The organism is Streptomyces sp. NPDC057474, assembly GCF_042802555.1.
Taxonomy (GTDB): Bacteria; Actinomycetota; Actinomycetes; order Streptomycetales; family Streptomycetaceae; genus Streptomyces.
In genome coordinates this window covers 15,606-38,233 of sequence record NZ_JBHVDX010000087.1, presented here as the reverse complement: position 1 = coordinate 38,233, position 22,628 = coordinate 15,606, and the positions used below count along the sequence as shown (strand labels likewise).

23 protein-coding genes and 1 pseudogene are annotated in these 22,628 nt (G+C 71.7%); 10 read left to right on the top strand and 14 right to left on the bottom strand.

Translation table 11 applies throughout. The features are described from left to right. Positions 1 to 30: 30 nt before the first annotated feature. Positions 31 to 246 (bottom strand): I78 family peptidase inhibitor, encoded by a 216-nt coding sequence (locus tag ACFU53_RS24005; protein WP_383995904.1) that lies wholly within the window; start codon positions 244 to 246, stop codon positions 31 to 33. Positions 247 to 622: 376 nt separating this feature from the next. Here ACFU53_RS24005 and ctaD point away from each other — a divergent pair, with 376 nt between their 5' ends. Further along, entirely contained in the window at positions 623 to 2,353 is a 1,731-nt protein-coding gene (gene ctaD, locus ACFU53_RS24000) for a cytochrome c oxidase subunit I (protein WP_383995901.1), read from the top strand. Here ctaD and ACFU53_RS23995 read toward each other — a convergent pair. From ACFU53_RS23995 to ACFU53_RS23975, 5 genes are all read right to left on the bottom strand, one after another. Continuing rightward, positions 2,262 to 3,272, bottom strand: a complete 1,011-nt coding sequence (locus ACFU53_RS23995) for a helix-turn-helix transcriptional regulator (RefSeq protein WP_383995898.1) — start codon at positions 3,270 to 3,272, stop codon at positions 2,262 to 2,264. The two genes, ctaD and ACFU53_RS23995, sit on opposite strands and share 92 nt — an antisense overlap. 77 nt (positions 3,273 to 3,349) lie before the next feature. Next, positions 3,350 to 4,186: a hypothetical protein gene (locus ACFU53_RS23990; protein ID WP_383995915.1), complete on the bottom strand. Its 837-nt coding sequence runs from the start codon at positions 4,184 to 4,186 to the stop codon at positions 3,350 to 3,352. Next, positions 4,186 to 5,448, bottom strand: coding sequence for a glycosyltransferase family 4 protein (locus tag ACFU53_RS23985; RefSeq protein WP_383995895.1), 1,263 nt, complete (start codon positions 5,446 to 5,448; stop codon positions 4,186 to 4,188). Before ACFU53_RS23985 ends, ACFU53_RS23990 begins: the two co-directional genes overlap by 1 nt. 174 nt (positions 5,449 to 5,622) lie before the next feature. Then, entirely contained in the window at positions 5,623 to 6,978 is a 1,356-nt protein-coding gene (locus tag ACFU53_RS23980) for an ABC transporter substrate-binding protein (RefSeq protein ID WP_383995892.1), read from the bottom strand. Next, entirely contained in the window at positions 6,953 to 7,540 is a 588-nt protein-coding gene (locus ACFU53_RS23975; protein ID WP_383995913.1) for a hypothetical protein, read from the bottom strand. Before ACFU53_RS23975 ends, ACFU53_RS23980 begins: the two co-directional genes overlap by 26 nt. Positions 7,541 to 7,673: 133 nt before the next feature. Here ACFU53_RS23975 and ACFU53_RS23970 point away from each other — a divergent pair, with 133 nt between their 5' ends. From ACFU53_RS23970 to ACFU53_RS23960, 3 genes are read left to right on the top strand one after another with little or no spacing between them, the layout of a single operon-like run. Then, positions 7,674 to 8,174, top strand: coding sequence for a hypothetical protein (locus tag ACFU53_RS23970; protein WP_383995889.1), 501 nt, complete (start codon positions 7,674 to 7,676; stop codon positions 8,172 to 8,174). Continuing rightward, the gene (locus tag ACFU53_RS23965; RefSeq protein ID WP_383995886.1) at positions 8,174 to 10,987 is read left to right on the top strand and encodes an ATP-binding cassette domain-containing protein; all 2,814 of its coding nucleotides are present in this window, start codon (positions 8,174 to 8,176) and stop codon (positions 10,985 to 10,987) included. Before ACFU53_RS23970 ends, ACFU53_RS23965 begins: the two co-directional genes overlap by 1 nt. After that, on the top strand, positions 10,984 to 11,625 hold the full coding sequence (locus ACFU53_RS23960; protein WP_383995883.1) for an ABC transporter ATP-binding protein: 642 nt from the start codon (positions 10,984 to 10,986) through the stop codon (positions 11,623 to 11,625). Before ACFU53_RS23965 ends, ACFU53_RS23960 begins: the two co-directional genes overlap by 4 nt. A gap of 101 nt (positions 11,626 to 11,726) precedes the next feature. On the opposite strand, the gene ACFU53_RS23955 is transcribed toward ACFU53_RS23960, so the two are convergent. Further along, positions 11,727 to 12,308, bottom strand: coding sequence for a transglycosylase family protein (locus ACFU53_RS23955; protein WP_383995880.1), 582 nt, complete (start codon positions 12,306 to 12,308; stop codon positions 11,727 to 11,729). 264 nt (positions 12,309 to 12,572) lie between these two features. Continuing rightward, positions 12,573 to 12,773: a hypothetical protein gene (locus ACFU53_RS23950; protein WP_383995877.1), complete on the bottom strand. Its 201-nt coding sequence runs from the start codon at positions 12,771 to 12,773 to the stop codon at positions 12,573 to 12,575. 73 nt (positions 12,774 to 12,846) lie between these two features. Between ACFU53_RS23950 and ACFU53_RS23945 the strand changes: the two genes are divergently transcribed. Together ACFU53_RS23945 and ACFU53_RS23940 are read left to right on the top strand one after the other, a co-directional pair. Beyond that, on the top strand, positions 12,847 to 13,617 hold the full coding sequence (locus ACFU53_RS23945; RefSeq protein WP_383995874.1) for a hypothetical protein: 771 nt from the start codon (positions 12,847 to 12,849) through the stop codon (positions 13,615 to 13,617). Between the two features lie 258 nt (positions 13,618 to 13,875). After that, the gene (locus ACFU53_RS23940) at positions 13,876 to 14,244 is read left to right on the top strand and encodes a hypothetical protein (protein WP_383995872.1); all 369 of its coding nucleotides are present in this window, start codon (positions 13,876 to 13,878) and stop codon (positions 14,242 to 14,244) included. A gap of 101 nt (positions 14,245 to 14,345) precedes the next feature. On the opposite strand, the gene der is transcribed toward ACFU53_RS23940, so the two are convergent. The 5 genes from der to aroH all read right to left on the bottom strand — a co-directional run bounded on the left by der (position 14,346) and on the right by aroH (position 19,015). Further along, a complete protein-coding gene (gene der, locus ACFU53_RS23935) occupies positions 14,346 to 15,806 on the bottom strand; it encodes a ribosome biogenesis GTPase Der (RefSeq protein WP_383995869.1) in 1,461 nt (486 codons plus the stop codon). Positions 15,807 to 15,914: 108 nt separating this feature from the next. Next, positions 15,915 to 16,505 (bottom strand): lysophospholipid acyltransferase family protein, encoded by a 591-nt coding sequence (locus ACFU53_RS23930; protein WP_383995910.1) that lies wholly within the window; start codon positions 16,503 to 16,505, stop codon positions 15,915 to 15,917. A gap of 116 nt (positions 16,506 to 16,621) precedes the next feature. Then, complete coding sequence (gene cmk, locus ACFU53_RS23925) at positions 16,622 to 17,299, bottom strand: (d)CMP kinase (protein WP_383995866.1); 678 nt, start codon at positions 17,297 to 17,299, stop codon at positions 16,622 to 16,624. A 271-nt stretch (positions 17,300 to 17,570) separates the two neighbouring features. Next, on the bottom strand, positions 17,571 to 18,656 hold the full coding sequence (locus ACFU53_RS23920; RefSeq protein WP_383995864.1) for a prephenate dehydrogenase: 1,086 nt from the start codon (positions 18,654 to 18,656) through the stop codon (positions 17,571 to 17,573). Then, on the bottom strand, positions 18,653 to 19,015 hold the full coding sequence (gene aroH / locus ACFU53_RS23915; protein ID WP_383995863.1) for a chorismate mutase: 363 nt from the start codon (positions 19,013 to 19,015) through the stop codon (positions 18,653 to 18,655). The genes ACFU53_RS23920 and aroH overlap by 4 nt, the downstream gene beginning before the upstream one ends. Positions 19,016 to 19,283: 268 nt before the next feature. Between aroH and ACFU53_RS23910 the strand changes: the two genes are divergently transcribed. The 4 genes and pseudogenes from ACFU53_RS23910 to ACFU53_RS23895 form a co-directional block, all read left to right on the top strand. Beyond that, a complete protein-coding gene (locus ACFU53_RS23910) occupies positions 19,284 to 19,952 on the top strand; it encodes a hypothetical protein (protein WP_383995861.1) in 669 nt (222 codons plus the stop codon). A gap of 67 nt (positions 19,953 to 20,019) precedes the next feature. Beyond that, the gene (locus ACFU53_RS23905) at positions 20,020 to 20,610 is read left to right on the top strand and encodes a DUF6529 family protein (protein WP_383995858.1); all 591 of its coding nucleotides are present in this window, start codon (positions 20,020 to 20,022) and stop codon (positions 20,608 to 20,610) included. Beyond that, on the top strand, positions 20,607 to 21,038 hold the full coding sequence (locus tag ACFU53_RS23900; RefSeq protein WP_383995855.1) for a Rieske (2Fe-2S) protein: 432 nt from the start codon (positions 20,607 to 20,609) through the stop codon (positions 21,036 to 21,038). The genes ACFU53_RS23905 and ACFU53_RS23900 overlap by 4 nt, the downstream gene beginning before the upstream one ends. A gap of 22 nt (positions 21,039 to 21,060) precedes the next feature. Continuing rightward, positions 21,061 to 21,750, top strand: a pseudogene (locus ACFU53_RS23895) (DNA polymerase beta superfamily protein); the annotation flags it as partial. Positions 21,751 to 21,864: 114 nt separating this feature from the next. Here ACFU53_RS23895 and ACFU53_RS23890 read toward each other — a convergent pair. Then, positions 21,865 to 22,626: a DNA polymerase beta superfamily protein gene (locus ACFU53_RS23890; protein ID WP_383995852.1), complete on the bottom strand. Its 762-nt coding sequence runs from the start codon at positions 22,624 to 22,626 to the stop codon at positions 21,865 to 21,867. Between the last annotated feature and the right edge of the window lie 2 nt (positions 22,627 to 22,628).

Below are 22,628 nucleotides of genomic sequence, written 5' to 3'. Positions count from 1 at the left end.
CGCCCGTACTGGACCTGACGTCTCTCGGGTTCAGCCCTTCCAGGCGCGCCTCACCCGGCCGTCCTCGACCTCGAGGTTCAGCCGGCCGAAGCGGTACTCCATGGTGATGATCGCGCCCGGCTGCAGCTTTCTGACGGTGGACCAGCCGCGTTCCAGGGCTCGGCGCTCGGCGTTCGGCGCCTCGAGTCCGACATACGCGTCGGGGTCGTCCCGGGGCTCTTCGGAGGGGGTGGGGATGGGTGCCATGACCGCCACGGTAGGCGCCGGAGGTCCCGCTGTCCTCCCGCAGTCACGCTTCTGTCACAGAACCACGACACGCGTTTCGGCCCAACCCAGTCACACGTACGAGCGGTTCCTTACGCCTTCCGCGCGCTGCCGAAGGCAATTCCCGACCACTTCGGCACCATCGCGAATAGCCCGTCGGAATGCACGTCAGGGGCCGCGTGTGTCCGGTGCGTGTCCGGCCTTTTCCCACCGATTCCCGGACGGCTCCCGGAAGCCCCCACCTCATGGGAAATACACGGTTCCCGCACACTTCCCCCGTACTCCCCTGTCGGAGCAGCGGGGGCGCGCATCATGGCGTGCGTCACGGGCCCAGGACGCGGCAGCGAAGGGGCGAGCGATGGGGACCGAGACCGTACAGGCGTCGGCACGACCCGTACGGACCACCAAGCCGGGCCGACTCGTGGTCGACTGGCTGACCACGACGGACCACAAGAAGATCGGCCACCTCTACCTCGTCACGTCGTTCCTGTTCTTCCTGGCCGCCGGTCTGATGGCGCTGGTGATGCGCGCCGAACTGGCCCGGCCGGGCACACAGATCATGGACAACGAGCAGTTCAACCAGCTGTTCACGCTGCACGGCACGATCATGCTGCTGCTCTTCGCGACGCCGACCTTCGCCGGGTTCGCCAACGAGATCATGCCGTTGCAGATCGGCGCCCCCGATGTCGCCTTCCCCCGGCTGAACATGCTCTCGTACTGGCTGTTCCTGTTCGGCGGGCTGATCGTGATGGGCTCGCTGCTGGTGCCGTCGGGGCCCGCCGACTTCGGGTGGTTCGCCTACGCGCCGCTGAACAGTCTGGAACGGTCACCGGGCATCGGGGCCGATATGTGGATCATGGGGCTGGCGCTGGCCGGCTTCGGGACGATCCTCGGCGCGGTGAACTTCCTGACCACGATCATCGCGATGCGCGGCCCCGGCATGACGATGTTCCGGATGCCGATCTTCACCTGGAACACGCTGTTCACGTCGATCCTGATCCTGATGGCGTTCCCGGTGCTGGCGGCCGCGCTGCTCTGTCTGGAGGCGGACCGGCGGTTCGGCTCGCACATCTTCGAGGCGGCCAACGGCGGCGCGCTGCTGTGGCAGCACCTGTTCTGGTTCTTCGGGCATCCCGAGGTGTACATCATCGCGCTGCCGTTCTTCGGGATCATCACGGAGATCATCCCGGTCTTCAGCCGCAAGCCGATCTTCGGCTATCTGACGCTGGTCGGGGCGACGATGGCGATCACCGGGCTGTCGGTGGTGGTGTGGGCGCACCACATGTTCGCCACGGGCGCGGTGCTGCTGCCGTTCTTCTCGTTCATGAGCTTCCTGATCGCCGTGCCGACGGGGGTGAAGTTCTTCAACTGGACGGGGACGATGCTGAAGGGCTCGCTGTCCTTCGAGACGCCGATGCTGTGGGCGACGGGCTTCCTGGTGTCGTTCCTGTTCGGCGGCCTCACCGGGGTGATCCTGGCCTCGCCGCCGATGGACTTCCACGTCACGGACACGTACTTCGTGGTCGCGCACTTCCACTACGTCGTCTTCGGCACGGTCGTCTTCGCCACCTTCGCGGGGTTCTACTTCTGGTGGCCGAAGTTCACCGGGAAGATGCTCGACGAACGGCTCGGCAAGATCCAGTTCTGGACGCTCTTCGTCGGCTTCCACACCACGTTCCTGGTGCAGCACTGGCTGGGCGCGGAGGGCATGCCGCGGCGCTACGCGGACTATCTGGCCGCCGACGGCTTCACGGCCCTCAACACGGTCTCGACGATCGGCGCGTTCCTGCTGGGCCTGTCCACGCTGCCCTTCCTCTACAACGTCTGGAAGACCGCCCGGTACGGCGTCAAGGTCGACGTCGACGACCCGTGGGGGTACGGCCGGTCGCTGGAGTGGGCGACCTCGTGTCCCCCGCCGCGCCACAACTTCGTGACGCTGCCCCGGGTCCGCTCCGAGGCACCGGCCTTCGACCTGCACCATCCGAAGTTCGCGGCGATCACGCCGCCCCAGACCCGGAAGGGCCAGGAACGGACACCGCATCCCCGGTTCGGTCAAGAGCGGCCGACAGGCGGTCCCGAAGAGTCCTGATCGCCCCGGTCAGCTCCGCCGGTTCGACGACCTCGAAGTCGACGCCGGTCATCATCACGTGAATGGCCATCACATCGAGGCCCGCGGCCCCGGTGCGCAGCAGACAGCTCTGCTCGTCGTAGGCCTCCAGGGTGCCCGCCGAGGGCGAGATCCGTTCGGCGGCCTCGTGGAGGGGCACCAGGAGCCGTACGACGGCGTGCGAGGCGTACACCTGCGTGGAGACCCCCTTGGAGACGTACGCGGCGAGGTCCTCGGCCGGTGGCTCTCGGGGTGTGAAGCGCGGGCCGTGCGGCGGCCTCGGCGTGACCCGGTCCACGCGGAAGGTGCGCCAGCCGGCGCGGTCGACGTCCCAGGCGACCAGGTACCAGCGGCGCTCGGTGCACACCAGGCGGTGCGGCTCGACCGTGCGGCGGGTGGCGGCGCCGCCGTGGTCGCGGTACTCGAAGCGCAGCCGCTCGGCGTCCCGGCAGGCGTTCGCGAGTTCGGTGAGCACCGCCGGGTCGACCGCGGAGAGCTGGGGGCCGCGCAGCAGCGGCACGGTGAAGGCGTTCAGGGCGCCCACCCGGCGGCGCAGCCGGCTCGGCAGCACCTGTTCGAGCTTGGCGAGGGCGCGTACGGAGGACTCGCCGATGCCGTCGATGCCCTGCCCGGCGGCCGAGCGCAACCCGACGGCCACCGCGACCGCCTCCTCGTCGTCGAGAAGCAACGGCGGCAGTTCGGCCCCGGCGCCGAGCTGGTAGCCACCGCCCGTGCCGGGGCTGGCGTTGACCGGATAGCCCAGTTCACGCAGCCGGTCGACGTCACGGCGGACCGTGCGCGCGGTGACGCCGAGCCGGCCGGCCAGCTCCGAGCCGGACCATTCGCGGTGGGACTGCAGGAGCGAAAGCAGTCGTAACAGCCGTGCCGATGTCTCCAACATGGGGCGAGTCTGTCAGCGGTCGAGGACAGGATGTGTCCTCGACCGCCGCAGACCGCCGAAGACCGCCGCAGCTCCGCTCAGTTCACGGCGACGACCGTGACGGACAGGTCGTTGTGGGCCGTGTAGTACGGCTCGCCCTTCACCGGGCCGTGCTCGGTCTCGGCACGGGCCTTGGGATAGACGAAGACCGGGTGCTTGTCGACGATGTCGTCGAGCAGGCGCGCGATCCGCACCCGCGGGCCGGTTTCTCCCTGGGGGCGCAGCCACAGGTCCCAGTTGCCGGGCCGCAGATCGCCGTAGGCGACGGTGAAGCGGATGCCGCCCCGGTCGTCGTTCGAGGTGAGGTCGGTCCGTACGGCGGGCGCCACCCCGTTCTGGTCGGTGAGCTCCACGTACGCGTCGGGCGTGGGCGCGGCGCCGTACAGCTGGACGGCCACCTCGAGTCGGCCGTCGCCGATGTGGAGTTCGCCGGCCTCGGCGTGCGGGGAGCGCTCCCAGCTGCGGATCGTGAGGTTGCCGTGCTTGGTGCCGTACGGGATCCGGACGACGATCCGTCCGGCGGAGGGGGTGGGTGCGCGGTCGACGAGGGAGCGCAGGTCGTTGACGCCGGGGGACAGGCGTCGCGGCTCGCCGTCGGCCACCTGGAGGTAGGCGTCCCAGAAGCCCTCGGGGACGTCCACGCTGCTGGGCAGCGCGGCCCTCAGGCGGCCGTCGCCGGCCGGGGTGAGCGGCAGTCGCACCCGCTGGTCGCCGTCGCGGAGGACGAGGACCAGGTGGGCGGGGCCGGACTCGTCGCGGTCGGCGACCTCGAAGGTCAGGCCGCCGGCGAAGTCGGCGACGCAGTCGGTGCGCGGGGGCGTGGCCCTGTCCTCCTGGTCGTCGCGGTGCGTGGGCTGCTGCGGAGCCAGCGTCATCATGCGGTGCGCCCCTTCTTGAAGGCGGAACGTCCGGCATCCCGGACGGCGTACGCGCCGCCGAGCAGAGCGCCACGGGTGCGGTGCAGGGAGCCGCGTATCCGCCCCACCGACGAGGCACCGCCGCGGGCGATCAGGTCTCCGAAGAGCGTCTCGTAGCGCTCGGCGATACGGGACGGGTCGAAGCGCTCGGAGTCCTTGAGTGCGGCCTGCGCCATCTGCTGCCGCTTGTCGTCGTCGTTGATGAGCTCCAGCAGACCGCCGGCGATGGCCTTGACGTTGCCGACCTTGACCAGGCGGCCGTCGACGCCGTCGTCGATGATCTCGCCGGGGCCGTGCGGGCAGTTCGTGGAGACCACCGGCAGACCGCAGCGCATGGCCTCGACGATCGTCATGCCGAAGGACTCCAGGCTGGAGGTGACGGCGGCGATGGAGCCCTTGGCCCACTCGGGCTCGATGGGGTTGGCGGGGCCCATCAGATACACGTGGTTGTAGAGGCCCAACTTGTCTACGAGGGCACGGAGTTTGTCCTTCTGCTTGCCGCCGCCGTAGATCCTCAGACGCCAGTCGGGCCGCTCCTCCCGCACCTTGTCGAAGGCCTTGATGAGCAGGTCGTAGCGCTTCACTGGAGCGAGCCGCCCGGCGGCGACGACCCACTTGCCGGTGCCGTCGGCCGGATCGATGCCCGGCGCGGGCACCGGGTTGGGCACGGCCTGCAGGCGGACGCCGGGCAGCCGCATCTTCGAGCCGTACGCGCGCGCGTCGGCCTCGGTGGTCGTGGTGAGCGCGTCGAGCCTCGGGTAGACGCCGCGCAGGGTGGCGCGCAGGGCCGGGGAGTGGCTGTCGAGCGTGAGGTGCTCCTGGCCGACACGGATCGGGCCTCGGCGGGTCTGCCGGGCCATGTGCACGTTCAGCCCGGGCCGGGTGCCGACCAGGACGTCGGCGTCGACCGAGGCGAGGTGCTCGGCGATGCGCCGGTCGGTCATGACGCTGTACTGCCCGTAGCGGCCCTCGGCCCGCGGGAAGACCTTGGCGGAGCGCTCCAGGTCGGCGTGGCCCTTGTCGGCGCCACCCTCCCGGATGTCGACGAGGCCACGCAGCCGGACCCTCGGGTCGACGTCGAAGACCGGCTCGTCACGGTGGCGGAAGACGGAGACGATCTCCACGTCGTGCTGTTCGGCCAGGGTGTTCGCAAGGTTGTACGTCGTCCGGATCGTTCCCCCGATCCCGTACGCGTTGTGTATGAGGAAAGAAATGTGCATGCGTCCCCCGAACCCCCTGTTTTTCCCTGGTCATCCGTCAATCGCGGTGCTGGTCCCACCGCCACACGGTTAGACCCGGGATCCCTGGGAATGGTTGGACATCATCATCAACTTGTTTTGGAACGGTTGCCTGATCGATAGTCGGATGAGGGAACCTGTTCGCTTCGAGGCGCATCAGGGCCGGTAAGGCAGCTGCGGAACGTCGAAACAGATGCCGTTCATGTCCCCCTGGCTCACCCAGCCCTTCCCGTCCTGCCAGCGGGCCACCGACACACACGTCGCGCGCGTCCTCGGGGGCTCGGCCAGCCGCTCGAAGCGGACGGGGACGAGCAGCCCGTCGGCGCTGTAGGGCTCGTCGCGGTTCATGAACCGGTCGACACACGCGCGCGTGACACCCTCCTGGCTCCCCGCACACGATCGCGCCGCGTCCGTGAACCACATCGCGGCGGCCCAGCCCTCCACCTGCCACTGGGAGTGCGTCTTCAGGCCTTTCGTCGCGTCCCGGAACTCCCGTACGGCCTCGTCGCCGTCGTCCTCGTAGTTGCGGCTGGAGCCGGTGGCCCACAGGGCGTTGCGGCAGCGCGGGGCGTCCTCGTAGTCCTCGGCGACCGTGGAGGTCCAGTTCTGCACGTTGGTGACCTTGGCGGTGACCTCGGCGCCCACCTCGTCCATCGCCTCGCAGAGCCGTGCGTTGCCGTGCCCGTCGATGGCGTCGAAGACCAGGTCGGCGCCCTGCTCCTTGATGTCGGCGGCGGCCGCGCGGAAGTTGGGCAGCGCGAAGTCGACCTGCTCGGTGACCACCTCGTACCCCTCGGCCTTCAGCCCCTGGACGACCAGACGCGCGTACGCGGCCGACGCGGACTGGTTGTACGAGACCACGGCTGCGGTACGGGCGCCGTGCTCGCGCTTGAAGTAGCGGTAGACCTCGGTGCCGCCGTACTGCTTCCCGTCCCAGCCGGTGGTGCCGTTCCGGGGCGCGAGGCTGCCGTAGACGCTGTACAGGTACGGATACGTGTCGTACGCCGGGCCGATGGGCTGACCGCCGATGTCGGGCACGCGCGCGCGTGCGACACGGGAGGCGCCCGCGTAGTCGAGGGCGGTGGTGGCCACGAGGGCCACCACGTCGTCCTCCTCGACGAGTTGGTGCACGCACTCGTTGTTGCCGACGCCGCTGCCCCCGTCGTCGCATTCCCGTACCTCGACCCGGCGGCCGTCGATGCCGCCGCGCGCGTTGAGGGCGGCGAAGTAGGCCTTCGCCCCGTCACGCGGCCCGGTGAACGCGGCACCGCCGACCGGGCTGGTGACGCTGGTGATGATCCCGACGCGCAGCGGCTCGGCGCTCGCCGGTGCCGTGGTGGTGTCCCGGCGCTCGAAGTCGCTCTCCGGAAGCCGACTGCCGCAGGCCGTGGCCAGAAGGAGCAGCAGGCCTGCGGCCAGGGCGTGTTGTGAAAAGCGTGCCGGGCGTCGTGCGGCAGGCGGGGCTTTCACCACACGCCCTGACGTCTCAGCAGCCCGGGCCAGGCGTCGCATTGCCGCTCAGCGCGACCAGTCCGCACAGCGTCTTGACGGAGACCTTCCAGGTGCCGTCCTGCTCGACGGCGGTACCCGCCGCGTCGGGCAGGGCCGTGGCGCCCTCCAGGAGCAGGGTGTACGTCACATCGGCGTCGGTCGCCGAGGTGAACGCGACCTTCTGAACCTCGGCCTCCACCTGCCCGCCGCGCTCGTCACCGCTGAACGCCGCCAGGACCGGGCCCATCTCGTCGCCGTTCTCCAGCACGGCCTGTTTCTCCTTGGTGGAGGTGGCCGGGTCGAAGAACGTCTTCCAGTTCTCCTTGATCTGCTTCTCGGCCGCCGCCGTGTCCGCGGGCCCACTCGCGCTCGTGGTCGCGTCGGCCGGCTCGCTGGTCGTCCGTTCCACGGTCGGCGTGGGCGGCGCCGTGTCGCCGCCGCCACCGCTGTCGTCACTGCACGCCGCGAGGGCGGGGGCGAGCAGGAGGACCAGGGTGGCCGCCAGGGCCGTACCCCGTCCCGCCGCCCGTGGGCCGCGGGCCCGCCGTCCGTTCGCCCGCCTGAGGTCGCTCCCGAGAACCATCTGGCTCACCACCGGGGTGTCGGACCGGGCGGCACGCGCCCGGTTCTTTCAGGGTCAGCTTGCAGAAGGCATAGTGCAAGCCATCGGCTGGGATGGACAGACACACGACGTGTGGGAGCCCCGGATGCCCCGGATGCGGACAGCCCGACTGCGGACCGTGCACCCCGTCCGCTGGGCCGGCTGGGCCGCGCTCGCCGGCGGCGCGGTGCTGTGCGTCGTCGGCTGGTACGGCATCTCCGGTGAGCGATTCGCCGAACGGCAGCTCCCCTACCTGGCCTCCTGCACGGTCCCCGGCGCCGCGCTGATCATCGCGGGCGCGGTCCTCCTCGCCCACGGCCGGAACGCCCTGGCCGCCACGCGTGTGGAGGAGTTGTACGGCCTCCTGGTCACCGCCGAGCCCACCGACGCCTCCGAGGAGTCCGGGCAGACGGTGGCCGTGCCCCTCGCCACCAGCGGCAACCTGCTGATGGTGCCCGGCGGCACCCTCTGGCACCGCGCGGACTGCCCGCTGGTGGCCGGTAAGCCGGAGGCGGTGCCGGTGGACTCCCGTGTGCTGAGCGGCGGCGAACTGCGGCCGTGCCCGATCTGCGAAGCACCCTCCGGAAGCGACCCCGCCGGGCCCGCGGAGGGCTGATGGCATCGCTGACGTACGACCTCACGCTGGCCGGGCTCTCGGTCGGCAGCGCGGCGGCGCTCACCGGAATCGGCCTGATCGTGACGTACCGGGCGACCGGCGTGCTCAACTTCGCGCACGGGGCGATCGCGATGGTGTGCGCCTATCTGCTGCGCCAGTTCACCGTGGAATGGGGGTGGCCCCTCTGGCTCGGTGCCCTCGTGACCCTGCTTCTGGTCGCCCCCGCCATCGGCCTGGCCCTGGAACGGTTCGTCTTCCGCCCGCTCGCCGTGCTCGGCGGCGACCCCGCGCAGACCCTCGTGGCCTCCATCGGCGTCTTCGTCCTCCTCGTCGGCGGGGCCGCGCTGCTGTGGGGGCAGGGGGCACGGGACGACGCGCCGACACTGGTGTCGGCCGACCCGTGGGGCCAGCTGGCGGTGGCCGTCGCCGTCGCGGCGGCCGTGGGCGCGGTCACCCGCTGGACGCGCTTCGGCCGCGAACTCCGCGCTGTCGTGGACGACCGCTCCCTCGCCGTCCTCGGCGGCATCGACGCGGACCGGGTCGCCGCCGCGGGCTGGGCGTTCGGCTCCTTCACGGCGGGCCTGACGGGCGTCCTGCTGGCCCCGTACGTGCGCCTCGACCCGTACGGCATGCCGCTCCTGGTGATGGAGGTGGTCGCCGTGGCGGTCGCCGCCCGGATGCGCAGCCTCCCGGTGGCCGTGGTGGTCGCGCTGGGCATCGGGGTCGCCCAGAGCCAGCTGACCCGGCTCCACCCGTCGGGCTGGGCTGAGCCGCTGCTCCAGGCCGTGGGCGTCAACCTCTTCGTCGTGGCCCTCCTGATCGCGGCCCTGGTGCTCCCCGGCGTGGGCACCCGCGACGCGCTGCCCCGCACGGCGACCGCGCGGGTCGACACACCCGCCGGCGCGTGGATCGTGGCACTCGTGCTCTTCCTCATCCCGCTGGGCTTCGCGGGCCAGGACCTGCACACGGCCGTCCAGGTGCCGGCGCTGGGCGTGGTCCTGCTCTCCCTGGTGGTGGTGACGGGCAGGGGAGGCCAGATCTCCCTGGGCCAGGCGGCCTACGCGGGCCTGGGCGCCCTGTTCACGGCACTCCTGACAGCCGGTCGCTTCCCCCATCTCCCCGCGCTGCCGGAACTCACCGCCCTCCTGGTGGCGGTACTCCTGGTGGCCCCCCTCGGCCTGCTGACCGGCTGGCCCGCCATCAGCCGCCACGGCCTGGCCCTGGCCCTCGCCACGTTCGCCGTCGGCGTCGGCGTGAGCCGCTTCGTCTTCGCCCAGCCGTACGCGACCTCGGGCCTCACCCTCACCCGCCCCCCGGGCTTCGAGGGGGACCGCGCGTACTACGTCCTGGAGTTGGCCCTCCTCGCGTCGGCGCTCCTGGCCACCCACGCCCTGCGCCGGGGCCGCACCGGCCGGGCCCTCGCCGCCATGCGGGACCACGAGTCGGGGGCGTCGGCGGCAGGCGTACGCGTCCCGTCGCTGAAGCTGGCGGCGTTCGTGACGGGCGCCGCCCTGGCCGCCCTCGGCGGCGGCATGCTCGCCATGGGCGTCCGCGCCTTCGACCCCACCGCGTACGACCCCGTCCGCGGCCTCCTCTGGTTCGCCGCGATCGTCGTCCTGGGCGCCGACAGCACGCTGGGCGCCCTCGCGGCCGCCGCCCTGCTGGTCGGGCTGGACGCGGGCACCAAGGGCGGCGTGGCAGCCGCGGTCATCGGCGTCCTGGCGGTCCTGGTGGGCCGCTTCCCCGGCGGGCCCTACGAGGCGGTGCGGGCGGGGGTCGTACGGCTGCGGCCGGGGGCGGGGCGCGGGGGAGAGCTGACACCGGCGGGGGTACGGGCTCGGGAGCGGGTACGGGCGGGCGCGCCGAGCACCACCCGGCTTCCCCTCGCCCTGCGGCGAGAGCCGAGGGTGCCGGGCGGGGCGAAGCCCGTCGTTCGCGGCGGGGAGCGGTCCGGCGCGCCGGACCGTCCGCCCGCTCCGGACCCCGACGCCCCCACCGGGAACGAACCCGAGGCCGGCCCGGACGGCTCTTCTCGGCCGGCCTTCCGGCCCACCCCGGCCGACCCCGCCACGCGCTCCCCACACGTCACCCCTCCGCCCACCCCTTCCCTCCGAGCCCGCCACCTCCACCTCCGCTACGGCGAGTTCACGGCCCTCGGCGGTGTCGACCTCGACGTCCTCCCAGGGCGCGTCAGCGCAGTCGTGGGTCCCAACGGCGCCGGGAAAAGCACCCTCTTCCACTGTCTCGCCGGGACGCTGCGGCCCGGTGCCGGCCAGGTGCGCCTCGGCGGGCGGGACATCACGCGGCTGCCCGCACACGCCCGCACGCGGCTCGGCATCGCGCGGACGTTCCAACAGCTGGCTGTCTTCCCGTCGTTGACCGTGGCCGAGAATGTGCGGGTGGGCGCCGAGCAAGGGCGGGTCGCCGATCCCGGGGCCGTGGAGCGGGCCTTGCGGCTGTTCGGGCTGGACGGGGCGGTGCGGACGGCACCGGCGGCCGGGCTGCCGACCGGGACGCTGCGGCGGGTCGAGCTGGCGCGGGCGCTCGCCGGAAGCCCGCGCGTGCTGCTGCTCGACGAACCCGCCGCCGGCCTCGACACGGCCGAGGTGGCCGCCCTCGCCCGCGTGCTGCGCGCCCTCGCCGACGACGGCATGGCCCTGCTGGTCGTCGAGCACGACCTCGACCTAGTCGCGGACCTCGCGGATGTCGTGCACGTCATGGCGGCGGGCCGGATCGTCACCTCCGGCCCCGCCGACCACGTCCTGCGTTCACTCGACCCACTCGGCCCGCTCGACCCGGCGGTCGAACGATGACCCTCCTCTCCCTCAGGCACGCCCGCGTCCGCTACGGCCCCCTGGAGGCCCTGCACGGCCTCACCCTCGCCGCCCCGGGCCCCGGCCTGACCGTGCTGCTCGGCCGCAACGGCTCCGGCCGTACGACCGCACTGCGGGCCCTCGCCGGCACGGTCCCGCTCTCCGGCGGCGCCGTGGTGTGGGACGGGGCCGACGTCACCCGGACGCCCGCGTACGAGCGCGCCCGGCGCGGCCTCGTCCTCGTGCCGGAGCGACGGGCCGTGTTCGGTTCACTCACCGTGCGCGAGAACCTCGAACTCGCCGCGCCGGACCTCTCGTACGCCCTGGACGCCTATCCGTGGCTCGAACCCCTGCTCCCCCGCCGCGCCGGCACCCTCTCCGGCGGCGAGCAGCGCATGCTCGCCCTCGCGCGCGCCCTGTCGGCCCACCCGCGTGTCGTCCTCGTCGACGAACCCACCCAGGGCATGTCACCGGCGGTCGCGGCCCGCACGTACGAGCTGCTGAGCGGCCTCGACGCCTGTGTGGTCGTCGCCGAACAGCGCCTGCCGCCGGGGTTGCGCGACGTACCGGGCGTCCTCGTGTACGAACTGCGGCGCGGGGCACTCGCGTTCGGCGGCGAGGCGGCCGAACGCGCCTGAGACGGCATGGGCCGTCGCCCTCCGCAGGGACACGGGCCCCACCCGGTGGGTGTGCCGGGTGGGACTCCTGCGCCCAGGGGAACGGAGGCGGGCGGACAGGGTCAGAGGTCGAGCCGCTGGCCCGGCACGATCATGTTGGGGTCGCCGCCGATGACGGTTTTGTTGGCGGCGTAGACCTGCCGCCAGGTGGTCCCGTGCCGGGCGGCGATGCCGCTCAGTGTGTCGCCCTGCCGGACGGTGTGGTCGCCGCGGGACGCGCTGCGGTCCGGGTGACCGGAGGAGCGCGACGGCGCCTTCGAGGGAGCCGCCTCGGCGGATTTCCCGGACCCGGTGGGGTTGGCCGGCTTGGTCGACTTGGTGGAGGCCGAGCCGGTGGAGGGCGCCGCGGGCGCGCTGCCGGACGCTCCGGCCCGCCCGGCGCAGGTGGGCCACGCTCCCCAGCCCTGGGCGCGCTGGACCTTCGTGGCGATCGCGATCTGCTGGGCCTTGGAGGCCTTGTCGGCGGTGGACGCGTAGGCGGTGCCGCCATAGGCGCGCCAGGTGGCGGCGGCGAACTGCAGGCCGCCGTAGTAGCCGTTGCCGGTGTTGATGTGCCAGTTGCCGCCGCTCTCGCACTTGGCGATGCGGTCCTCGCTCTGCGCCTTGCGCGTGTTCTCGCGTGCGTTGTCGGCACATGCGGACATGTATTTCCCTCTCCAAGGACCCGGGGTCCCCCAAGGCGGGGCGCGACGCGCGTCGCACAGGACGCGGTGACGCGCTCCGCCCCGTCCGCCGGCGGTGGTGATGCTCCGGGCTGGCTGTGGAGCGGCCGGCGGACGTACCCGAGCGGTGCTCGTTGCACACGGCCGGGAATGTATGGAGGTTGACGGGCTGTCAGCAAGCAATCGCTTGTCATTCGAGGCCAGTTCGCCGTTACCGCGAGTAGCAACCAATTCCGGCCACCCACTTCATTCCCTGATTTCCGGATATGTCGACCAGGTTGCCTGACGATCTGTGACCCACTTCACCGTGCCAACTTCCCCAAACACGCGGGAAGTTGGCACGGAGTAACCGATTCCGCCCACGGATTCACCCTGCGCTTCGGTTGGTTCGATTCCGTTCGTCGTGGAGCGTGACTCCGGCCACAGATCGCCCGTTGTCTTCTTCATGAGCCGGAACCTCCGTGCTCATGGGCCGGGCGCCACCCGGCACCGACACGCACCGCATCCCGAGGAGCCACCCGTGCCGCGCATGCTCGAGGTCAGCGACGAGGTACGCGCCGAGATCGGCGACGAAGAGGCCGACCGGCTGCTCGCCGGAGAGAACGCCCCCGGCGGTTACGACTGCACGTCGTGCCGTACCCCCGGCGACTCCGAACAGGAGCGCACCAGCACCGTCCTCTTCGTCGGCGACGAGACAGCCGTGCTCGCCTTCGCCCACGCCACCTGTCTGCCCTCCCAGGTCGTCCAGGTCACCGAGGAGCAGTTGCAGGGCGCCGCCCGTTCCATCGTCGGGGACAGCGCGGCCCGGGCCGCGCCCGAGCAGGCCGTGCTCGGAGTCACCAGCGGACTGATCCTGCTCAGCGGCGAGTTGCACCCGGCGCTGGTCGTCGAGCCGACCGCCCCCATCGCCCGCCCGGGCACGACCGGCGTGGGCGACGACTTCCTGCCGCTGCTCATCGAGCAGGGCTTCATGCCGCTCCCCCAGATCAACTCCGTACCGCCCGTGCTGCACGGCTGGTCCATCCTGCTCGCCATGGGTCAGCTGCACGCCATCCTGCAGCCGGGTGTCTCCGCTGGTTCGCCGGTCGCGTGGTGGCAGGCCCATCAGGCGCTGCAGGTCGCCGACGCGTGGCGGGCGGCCGCGAACAAGCATCAGCAGGTGCTGATGTTCGCGGCGCCGGTGGGGTCGATCGGGCGGCAGCCACGGGAGGATCTGCTGCGGGACGCGCTCGACAAGGCGGCGGCGAACGGGAAGCTGGTGGCGGCGACGCTGCCGCTGGCCGGCACCTGATCGCTCCGCTCGGAGAGCCATGACAACCCGCCTCGGCGATGCGGCTGGTCAGGTGGCTACGGGTCGTATGGGGCTTGTCGCGCCCAACCCACGCGGCGGAGCCGCATATCGATACAGACCCGCGCCCCTTCAGGGCACGACCCCTCCCCCGGAGGCTGAATGGTTGAGGTAGCGCATCTCTTCCGGGGCGGGGTCGTTGGCACAGACGTGCACGCATATGACGTTCCCCGCCGCCAGTCCTATCAGTCGATCCCGTCCATGCGGCCGACTCAGGATCCGTCGGGCTGGCCATCGGCCACGCCCATCTACGACACGCTCTACGCGGAGTGGGTCAGGACCTACCGGACCCTGCCGGGCGACCGGCACGGGGAGGAGGGGCTGGGGTTCACGGGCTTCGGCAGCCTGTCGCACGGCTCAGGCGGACATCGCACCAACGGCTCGTACACCTCCGGCTCGTACGGCGCCCGGCACGCGGCGGGTCACCTCGCCACCCAGCGCGAAACCCAGCCCGGTCACACGGCCACGACGACGGCCGTGTGGCAGCCGGTCGGGCGGATTCCCACCGGACACACGGGGATGCACCACATCCCGTCGCCCCTGCCCCCGAACCCGCGCCGGGGTCTCTGACCACGAAGAGACTCGAAGCGGCGCGCAGGGACACATGAGGAGGGCGACTGCCCGAGGTCACCGGACCTTCGGGGAGTCGCCCTCCTCACGTACGTGTACTGCTACTTCTTCTTGCCGCGCTTCTCGCGCACCCGCACCGAGATGTGGATCGGGGTGCCCTCGAAGCCGAACTCCTCACGCAGCCGGCGCTCGATGAAGCGGCGGTAGCCCGCCTCGATGAAGCCGGAGGCGAAGAGCACGAAGCGCGGCGGCTTGGTGCCGGCCTGGGTGCCGAAGAGGATGCGGGGCTGCTTGCCGCCCCGGACCGGGTGCGGGTGGGCGGCCACCAGTTCACCGAGGAAGGCGTTCAGGCGGCCCGTCGGGACACGGGTCTCCCAGCCGGCGAGGGCCGTCTCGATCGCGGGGACCAGCTTCTCCATGTGTCGGCCGGTGCGCGCCGACACATTGACCCGGGGCGCCCAGGCGACCTGACCGAACTCGGTCTCGATCTCCCGCTCCAGGTAGTAGCGGCGCTCCTCGTCGAGGGTGTCCCACTTGTTGTACGCGATGACCATCGCGCGGCCCGCCTCGACGGCCATCGTCACGATGCGCTGGTCCTGGACCGAGATGGACTCGGAGGCGTCGATGAGAATGACGGCCACCTCCGCCTTCTCGACGGCGGCCGCGGTGCGCAGCGAGGCGTAGTAGTCGGCGCCCTGCTGGAGGTGGACACGCTTGCGGATGCCCGCCGTGTCGACGAACTTCCAGGTGACACCGCCGAGTTCGATCAGCTCGTCGACCGGGTCACGGGTCGTGCCCGCGACCTCGTTGACGACGACGCGCTCCTCGTTCGCCACCTTGTTGAGGAGCGAGGACTTGCCGACGTTCGGGCGGCCGATCAGGGCGATACGGCGCGGACCGCCGACGGCCGTGCCGAAGCTCTGCTCGGGCGCCTCCGGCAGGGCCTCCAGGACGGCGTCCAGCATGTCGCCGGTGCCGCGGCCGTGCAGCGCGGAGACGGGGTGCGGCTCGCCGAGGCCCAGGGCCCACAGGTACGACGCGTCGGCCTCGCCACTCGGGCCGTCGACCTTGTTGGCGCACAGCACCACGGGCTTGCCGGCCTTGCGCAGCAGCCGTACGACGGCCTCGTCGGTGTCGGTGGGGCCGACCTTGGCGTCGACGACGAAGACGACCGCGTCGGAGGCCTCGATGGCGTACTCGGCCTGGGCGGCGACGGAGGCGTCGATACCGAGGACGTCCTGCTCCCAGCCGCCGGTGTCCACGAGCTTGAAGCGGCGGCCCGCCCACTCGGCCTCGTAGGTGACACGGTCGCGGGTGACACCGGGCTTGTCCTCGACGACCGCCTCGCGGCGGCCGATGATGCGGTTCACCAGGGTCGACTTGCCGACGTTCGGGCGGCCGACGACGGCGAGGACGGGCAGCGGGCCGTGGCCCGCCTCCTCGAGCGCGCCCTCGACGTCCTCCGGGTCGAAGCCCTCTACCGCGGCGAGCTCCATGAACTCCGCGTACTCGGCGTCGCCAAGCTCTCCGTGCTCGTGCTCGGAGGGAAACTGGTCGTTCATGAAGTCCGTACCTCGTAGTTCATCGTGGTGATCGGTGGAACACCCGGCTTGTCGGCCGGCTGATCCACTACTGAGTGTCGCCCAGCGCCCGATCGGACGCCCGGCGTTTTACCGGCGGCCGGTGAGCCGTCGGGCATGGTCCAGGTGCGCGCCGAGCTGTTTCTGGATGCGCACGGTCGCCTCGTCGAGCGCCTTGCGCGTACGCCGTCCACTGCCGTCACCCGCCTCGAACGGGTCGCCGAAGACGACGTCGACGCGGGAGCGCAGCGGGGGCAGCCCCTTCATCAACCGTCCGCGCCGCTCCGTGCTTCCCAGTACGGCCACCGGGACGATCGGCGCGCCACTGCGCACGGCGAAATAGGAGAGCCCGCCGCGCAGCGAGGCGAAGTCGCCCTCGCCGCGGGTGCCCTCCGGGAAGATACCGAGCACGCCGCCGCCCGCCAGAACGGCGAGCGCCTGCGTGATGGCGGTGCGGTCGGCGGTCGAACGGTCAACCTCCACCTGGCCGACGGCACGCATGAAGGGGCCGAGCGGACCGACGAACGCCTCCTTCTTGACCAGGAAGTGCGACGGCCGGGGCGCCACGCCGATGACCATCGGGCCGTCGACGATGTGGGAGTGGTTGACGGCGAGGATCACGGGGCCGGTCGTGGGGACCCGCCAGGCGCCCAGCACGCGCGGCTTCCACAGCCCGTACATCAGACCGACGCCGATGCGTCGGCCCACCTCGGCGCCGCGCGGCGAAGGAGCCTCGGCCGACGGCGTCCGGGCCGAGGTCGTCCGGGCCGACGGGGCCCGGTCCGCGGAGGCCTCGCTCACTTTCCCGCCCGCTTCTCCTCGACGAGGGTGACCACGCACTCGATGACCTGCTGGAGGGTGAGGTCCGAGGTGTCCACCTCCACCGCGTCGTCCGCCTTCGCGAGCGGCGAGGTCTTGCGGCTGGAGTCGGCCGCGTCCCGCTTGAGGAGTGCCTCTCGGGTCGCCTGGACGTCGGCGCCCTTCAGCTCGCCGCTGCGGCGGGCGGCGCGGGCCTCCGGCGAGGCGGTGAGGAAGATCTTCAGGTCGGCGTCCGGCAGTACGGTCGTGCCGATGTCGCGCCCCTCGACGACGATGCCGTTCTCGGCACCCGACGCGATGGAACGCTGCAGCTCGGTGATCCGCGCCCGCACCTCCGGTACGGCACTCACCGCGCTGACCTTGGAGGTGACCTCCTGGGTGCGGATCGGCCCGGCGACGTCCGTGCCGTCGACGGTGATCGTCGGCCCGGACGGGTCGGTCCCCGAGACGATCTCCGGCTTCCCAGCCACGGCGGCGATCGCCGACGGGTCCTCTATGTCGATGGCGTTGCTGACCATCCACCACGTGATCGCCCGGTACTGGGCGCCCGTGTCCAGATAGCTGAGCCCGAGCTGCGCGGCCACGGCCTTCGAGGTGCTCGACTTGCCCGTGCCGGAAGGGCCGTCGATGGCAACGATCACTGTGGCGCGTTCCACTGGGGAGCACCTTTCCTGGTCCGAGGTGGTGGGGCGAGACGGAAAGCGCCCCGGACAAGGGTACTGGGTGCGCGTAGCCCATCCCGCCGCCCCTCCAGCCCGTCCGGCGGCACCCCCAGCCCGTCCGGCGGCACCCTCAGCCCGTCCGGCGTTTGAGGACAAGGCCGTTCAGGCCGAAGCGGGGTTCCGGGGGCGCAGCCCCCGGGGATGGGACGGGTAGGGGGTCCGGGGGCGAGAAAAACTGCGCCGCCCCCGCACCGCACACCCGCCCCTACTGCCGAATCGCCCAACCCCGCTCCCGCAACGCCCCCGTCAACACCACCGCCGCCTTCGGCTCCACCATCAACTGCACCAGACCGGCCTGCTGCCCCGTGGCGTGCTCGATGCGTACGTCCTCGATGTTGATCCCGGCGGCCCCCGCGTCGGCGAAGATGCGGGCCAGCTGCCCCGGCTGGTCGTCGATCAGCACCGCCACCACCTCGTAGATCCGCGGAGCGGACCCGTGCTTGCCGGGGACGCGGACCTGGCCGGCGTTCCCGCGGCGCAGGACGTCCTCGATGCCGGTGACGCCCTCGCGGCGCTTGGCCTCGTCGGAGGCCTGGAGGGCGCGCAGGGCCTGGACGGTCTCGTCGAGGTCGGCGGAGACGTCGGCGAGAAGGTCGGCGACCGGGCCGGGGTTGGCGGAGAGGATGTCGATCCACATGCGCGGATCGGAGGCCGCGATCCGGGTCACGTCCCGGATGCCCTGCCCGCACAGCCGTACGGCCGACTCCTCCGCGTGCTCCAGCCGTGCGGCGACCAGGCTGGAGACGAGGTGCGGCATGTGCGAGACCAGGGCTACGGCCCGGTCGTGGGCGTCCGCGTCCATGACCACCGGGACGGCCCGGCAGTGCGAGACCAGCTCCAGGGAGAGGTTCAGGACCTCGGTGTCGGTGTCCCGGGTCGGGGTGAGCACCCAGGGGCGCCCCTCGAAGAGATCGCCGGTGGCGGCCAGCGGGCCGGACTTCTCGCGGCCCGACATGGGGTGGGTGCCGATGTAGGAGGAGAGGTCGAGGCCCAGCTCCTCCAGCTCACGGCGGGGGCCGCCCTTGACGGAGGCCACGTCGAGGTAGCCGCGCGCGAGGCCCCTGCGCATGGCGTCGGCGAGGGTCGCGGCCACATGCGCGGGCGGGGCCGCGACGATCGCGAGGTCCACCGGGCCCTCGGGCGCCTCTTCCGTGCCGGCGCCCAGCGCGGCCGCCGTACGGGCCTGCTCGGGGTCGTGGTCGGTGAGGTGGACGGTCACACCGCGCTGGGCCAGGGCGAGGGCGGCGGAGGTGCCGATCAGCCCGGTGCCGATGACGAGTGCGGTCCTCACTGGGCGATGTCCCTGCGGAGTGCGGCCGCGGCGCCCAGGTACACGTGTGCGATCTCGGAGCGGGGCCGGTCGGACTCGATGTGCGCGAGGATCCGTACGACCCGGGGCATGGCGCCCTCGATGTCCAGCTCCTGCGCGCAGATCAGCGGGACGTCCACGATCCCGAGCTTGCGGGCCGCGGCGGCCGGGAAGTCGCTGTGCAGGTCGGGCGTCGCCGTGAACCAGATACTGATCAGGTCGTCCGGGCCGAGCCCGTTGCGCTCCAGGACCGCGGTGAGCAGCTCGCCCACCTGCTCGTCCATGTGCCCCGCCTCGTCCCGCTCGAGTTGGACGGCGCCCCGGACCGCTCGTACCGCCACGGCTCTGCTCCTCGCTGTGTACATCCCGACTCTCTGTACAACCAGCCTAGTCAGCCCGTCCCGAGCCGGTGCGCGGCGCCCGCCTGCCGAGACGCCCGGCCCGGGAGCGTCCCCGGTGGCGGATCACCGCCGCAGACCCTGACAATGTCACGCGAACGTCACTGTCCCGCCACTTGGGGTGAAAGACCTCCGTGCGCCCCTGGACGCCGTCCCGCGTGTCCGCTTGCATGGGGGAGGCCGTCCGCGCCACGCCTCGGGGGAGGCTCGTATGAAGCGCTCCGGACCACTTCTCACACTTCTCGGCGGGCTGTTGCTGGCCCTCTTCATGCTGTCGCTCAACGCGACGACAGGGACCCGCGCCACCTCGTCCTCCACCACGAACGACCCACCGCCCGCCTCGGCGTCACCGAGCCGGTCACCGAGCCCGTCGCCGACGAGGACCTCGCCGTCGCCGAGCCCCACACCCACCCCGCCGGCCGACGCCGACTACACGGGCCGCACCGACGACGACTCCGCCGCGATCGCCGTGACGCTGCGCGACGGCAAGGCTGTCGCCTACTTCTGCGACGGCCGCGACAAGGAGTCCTGGCTCAAGGGCGACGTCGAGGACGACGGCGGCATGAGGCTCACGAGCAGGGACGGCGCCGAGCTGAACGGCACGCTGAAGGGCAGGAGCGTCAGCGGCACGGTCGACATCGGCGGTCATGAGTACGGCTTCACGGCACCCGAGACCGTCAAGCCCTCGGGGCTGTACCGCGCGACCGCCAACGTACGCGGGGCCGAGGTCGACGGCGGCTGGATCGTGCTGCCGGACGGCGGCCAGGTCGGCATCCTCAAGCGCGACGGCAAGCCCTCGACGGCCCCCGAGATCGACCCTGAGACGGGCGCGGTGACGGTCGACGGCCAGCAGCTCACGGCCCGCCCCGTCACCCCATGACCCGCCCTCGCCCCCTTCAGCGAGCCCATGAGGCCCCTCGGAAACCGCTCACGGCAGGGAGCAGCTCATGACCGTCGACCCGAACGCCGCCACCCAGGACTTCCCGTCCCCGCGCCCCACCCCCGCCCGCGCCCCCGGCGGCGCCTCCCGCTATCTGATCCCGGCCCTCGTGGCCTGCGCGGTGGCGGTCGGCCTCGGCGCCTACGGCAAGGTGCACGACCCGGCGGGCACCGCGTTCAACCTCGCGGGCTTCAGCAGCACGGGCGCCGTCAAGTCGTGGCTGGCGACGGTGTCGTTCGGCTTCGCTCTCGTGCAGCTGACGTCGGCGCTGATGATGTACGGCAAACTGCCGGGCCCGAGTTGGTCGGGGGTGTTGCACCGCTGGTCGGGGCGGGTGGCGTTCCTGGTCGCGGTGCCGGTGGCGGTGCACTGTCTGTACGCCCTCGGCTTCCAGACGTACGAATCACGCGTTTTGTGGCACTCTCTCCTGGGTTGCTTCTTCTTCGGTGTTTTCAGTGCAAAGATGCTGCTGCTCCGCTCGGAGCGACTCCCCGGCTGGCTCCTGCCGATCATCGGCGGTCTCGTCTTCACCGCTCTCACGGTCGTCTGGCTGACCTCCGCCCTCTGGTTCTTCCGCACGTTCGGAGTGACGACATGACGATGGGTTCGACGCGGCGCACGGTTCTGGCCACCGGCGCGGCGGGCACGGCGGCGCTGCTCATGGGGTGCAGTGAGTACGGCGACAACGGCAGCGACACCGGAGAGGAGTCCTCGCCCGGGGACGCCGGCACGGGCGGCGGCGAGGAGCTGGCGAAGACGGCCGACATCCCGGTGGGCGGCGGCAAGATCTGCAAGGACCGGAAGGTCGTCGTGACCCAGCCCGAGGAGGGCGCCTTCAAGGCCTTCTCGGCGGTCTGCACGCACCAGGGCTGCATCGTGAGCAGCGTCTCGGACGAGACGATCGACTGCGCCTGCCACGGCAGCAAGTTCAAGATCACGGACGGTGCGGTGGCGCAGGGACCGGCCACCGAGCCACTGCCTGCCGAGGAGATCACGGTCGCGGGAAATTCGATTCAGCTGGCCTGAGCCACCCCGTACGCTCCCGGGCATGCAGCCCCCGCACCCGCACGCCCTGGTCCGCGACCACACGATCTACGCCTGTGTGATGGGGTCGCGGGCCTTCGGTCTCGCGACGGACGACAGCGACACGGACCGGCGGGGTGTCTTCCTGGCCCCCACCGAACTGTTCTGGCGCTTCGAGAAACCGCCGACGCATGTCGAGGGGCCGGCGGAGGAGCAGTTCGGCTGGGAGCTGGAGCGCTTCTGCAATCTGGCCCTGCGCGCCAACCCGAACATCCTGGAGTGCCTGCACTCCCCCTTGGTGGAGCACGTCGACGCCACGGGCCGTGAACTGCTCACCCTGCGCGGGGCGTTCCTGTCCCGCCAGGCCCACGAGACGTTCGCCCGCTACGCCCTCGGCCAGCGCAAGAAGCTGGACGCGGACATCCGCACGCACGGCGCCCCCCGCTGGAAGCACGCCATGCATCTGCTCCGACTCCTGATGAGCTGCCGGGACCTGCTGCGCACGGGCGCGCTGACTGTCGACGTGGGTGACCAGCGCGAGCCCCTGCTGGCGGTGAAGCGCGGCGAGGTGCCGTGGGCCCGGGTCGAGTCCTGGATGGCCCGTCTGGCCACGGAGGCCGAGGAGGCGGCGGACCGCAGCCCGCTGCCGGCGGAGCCGGACCGGGCCCGGGTCGAGGACTTCGTCGTCCGGACCCGGCGCGCGTCAGCCCTTCGGGCCGGCGCAGACCTTGAGGCCGGCTCAGACCTTCAGGCCGGCGCAGACCTTGAGGCCGGCTCAGACCTTCAGGCCGGCTCAGACCTTCAGGCGGGCGCAGACCTTGAGGCCGGCTCAGACCTTGAGGCCGTCCAGACGGACCCGGACGACGAAGTCGTGCAGGGCGTCGTACGCGGACGGGTTCTCCGGCAGCACTGACAGGGCCTGCTCCTGGTCCAGGACGCCCTGAAGCCGCTCCACGTCCTCCGCCACGCGCTCCCGGACGACCTCCGCCTTGCCGTGCTCCTCGGCCGCCTTCGCCGCGACGAGGTCCGGCAGATAGGCGGGTGCCTCGTCGATCTCCGGCACCAGGGTGGGCAGATGGGCCTGCACCACGCCGCTGCGCATGAGGTGGATGCCGGTGAGCAGCACCCGGAACGTGTAGAGCAGCGGCTTGAGTTCACCGGTCTTCTCGAAGAGCCGCCACTGCGTGATGGCGAACCCCCGGTAGTGGTGGGCGTGGTGACGGGTGAGCACCCCGGGGGCGAGCGCCATCAGTTCGCGGTGCGCCTCGCCGGTGTGCACGACGAGCGGGGAGAGCAGCTGCTCCAGAACATAGCCGTTGCGGCGCAGCAACAACCGCGCGAACTTGCGCAGATCGTGCGTGACGAGGTCCATTTCGACACCGTCCCGGTCCCACATCTTCGACCGGGTCTCCTCCGGCTCGCGCAGCCCGACCAGTTCGGCCGTCGGCAGCACGTGCACGCCGCGCAGGTCGACGTCCGAGTCACGCGAGGGGAAGCCGTACAGATGCGCTCCGGAGACAGTCGCGAACAGCAGCGGGTCGGGCTGTTCGGCGACCACGGGGGCCAGGTCGATGTCGAGGGCGTCGGTCATCC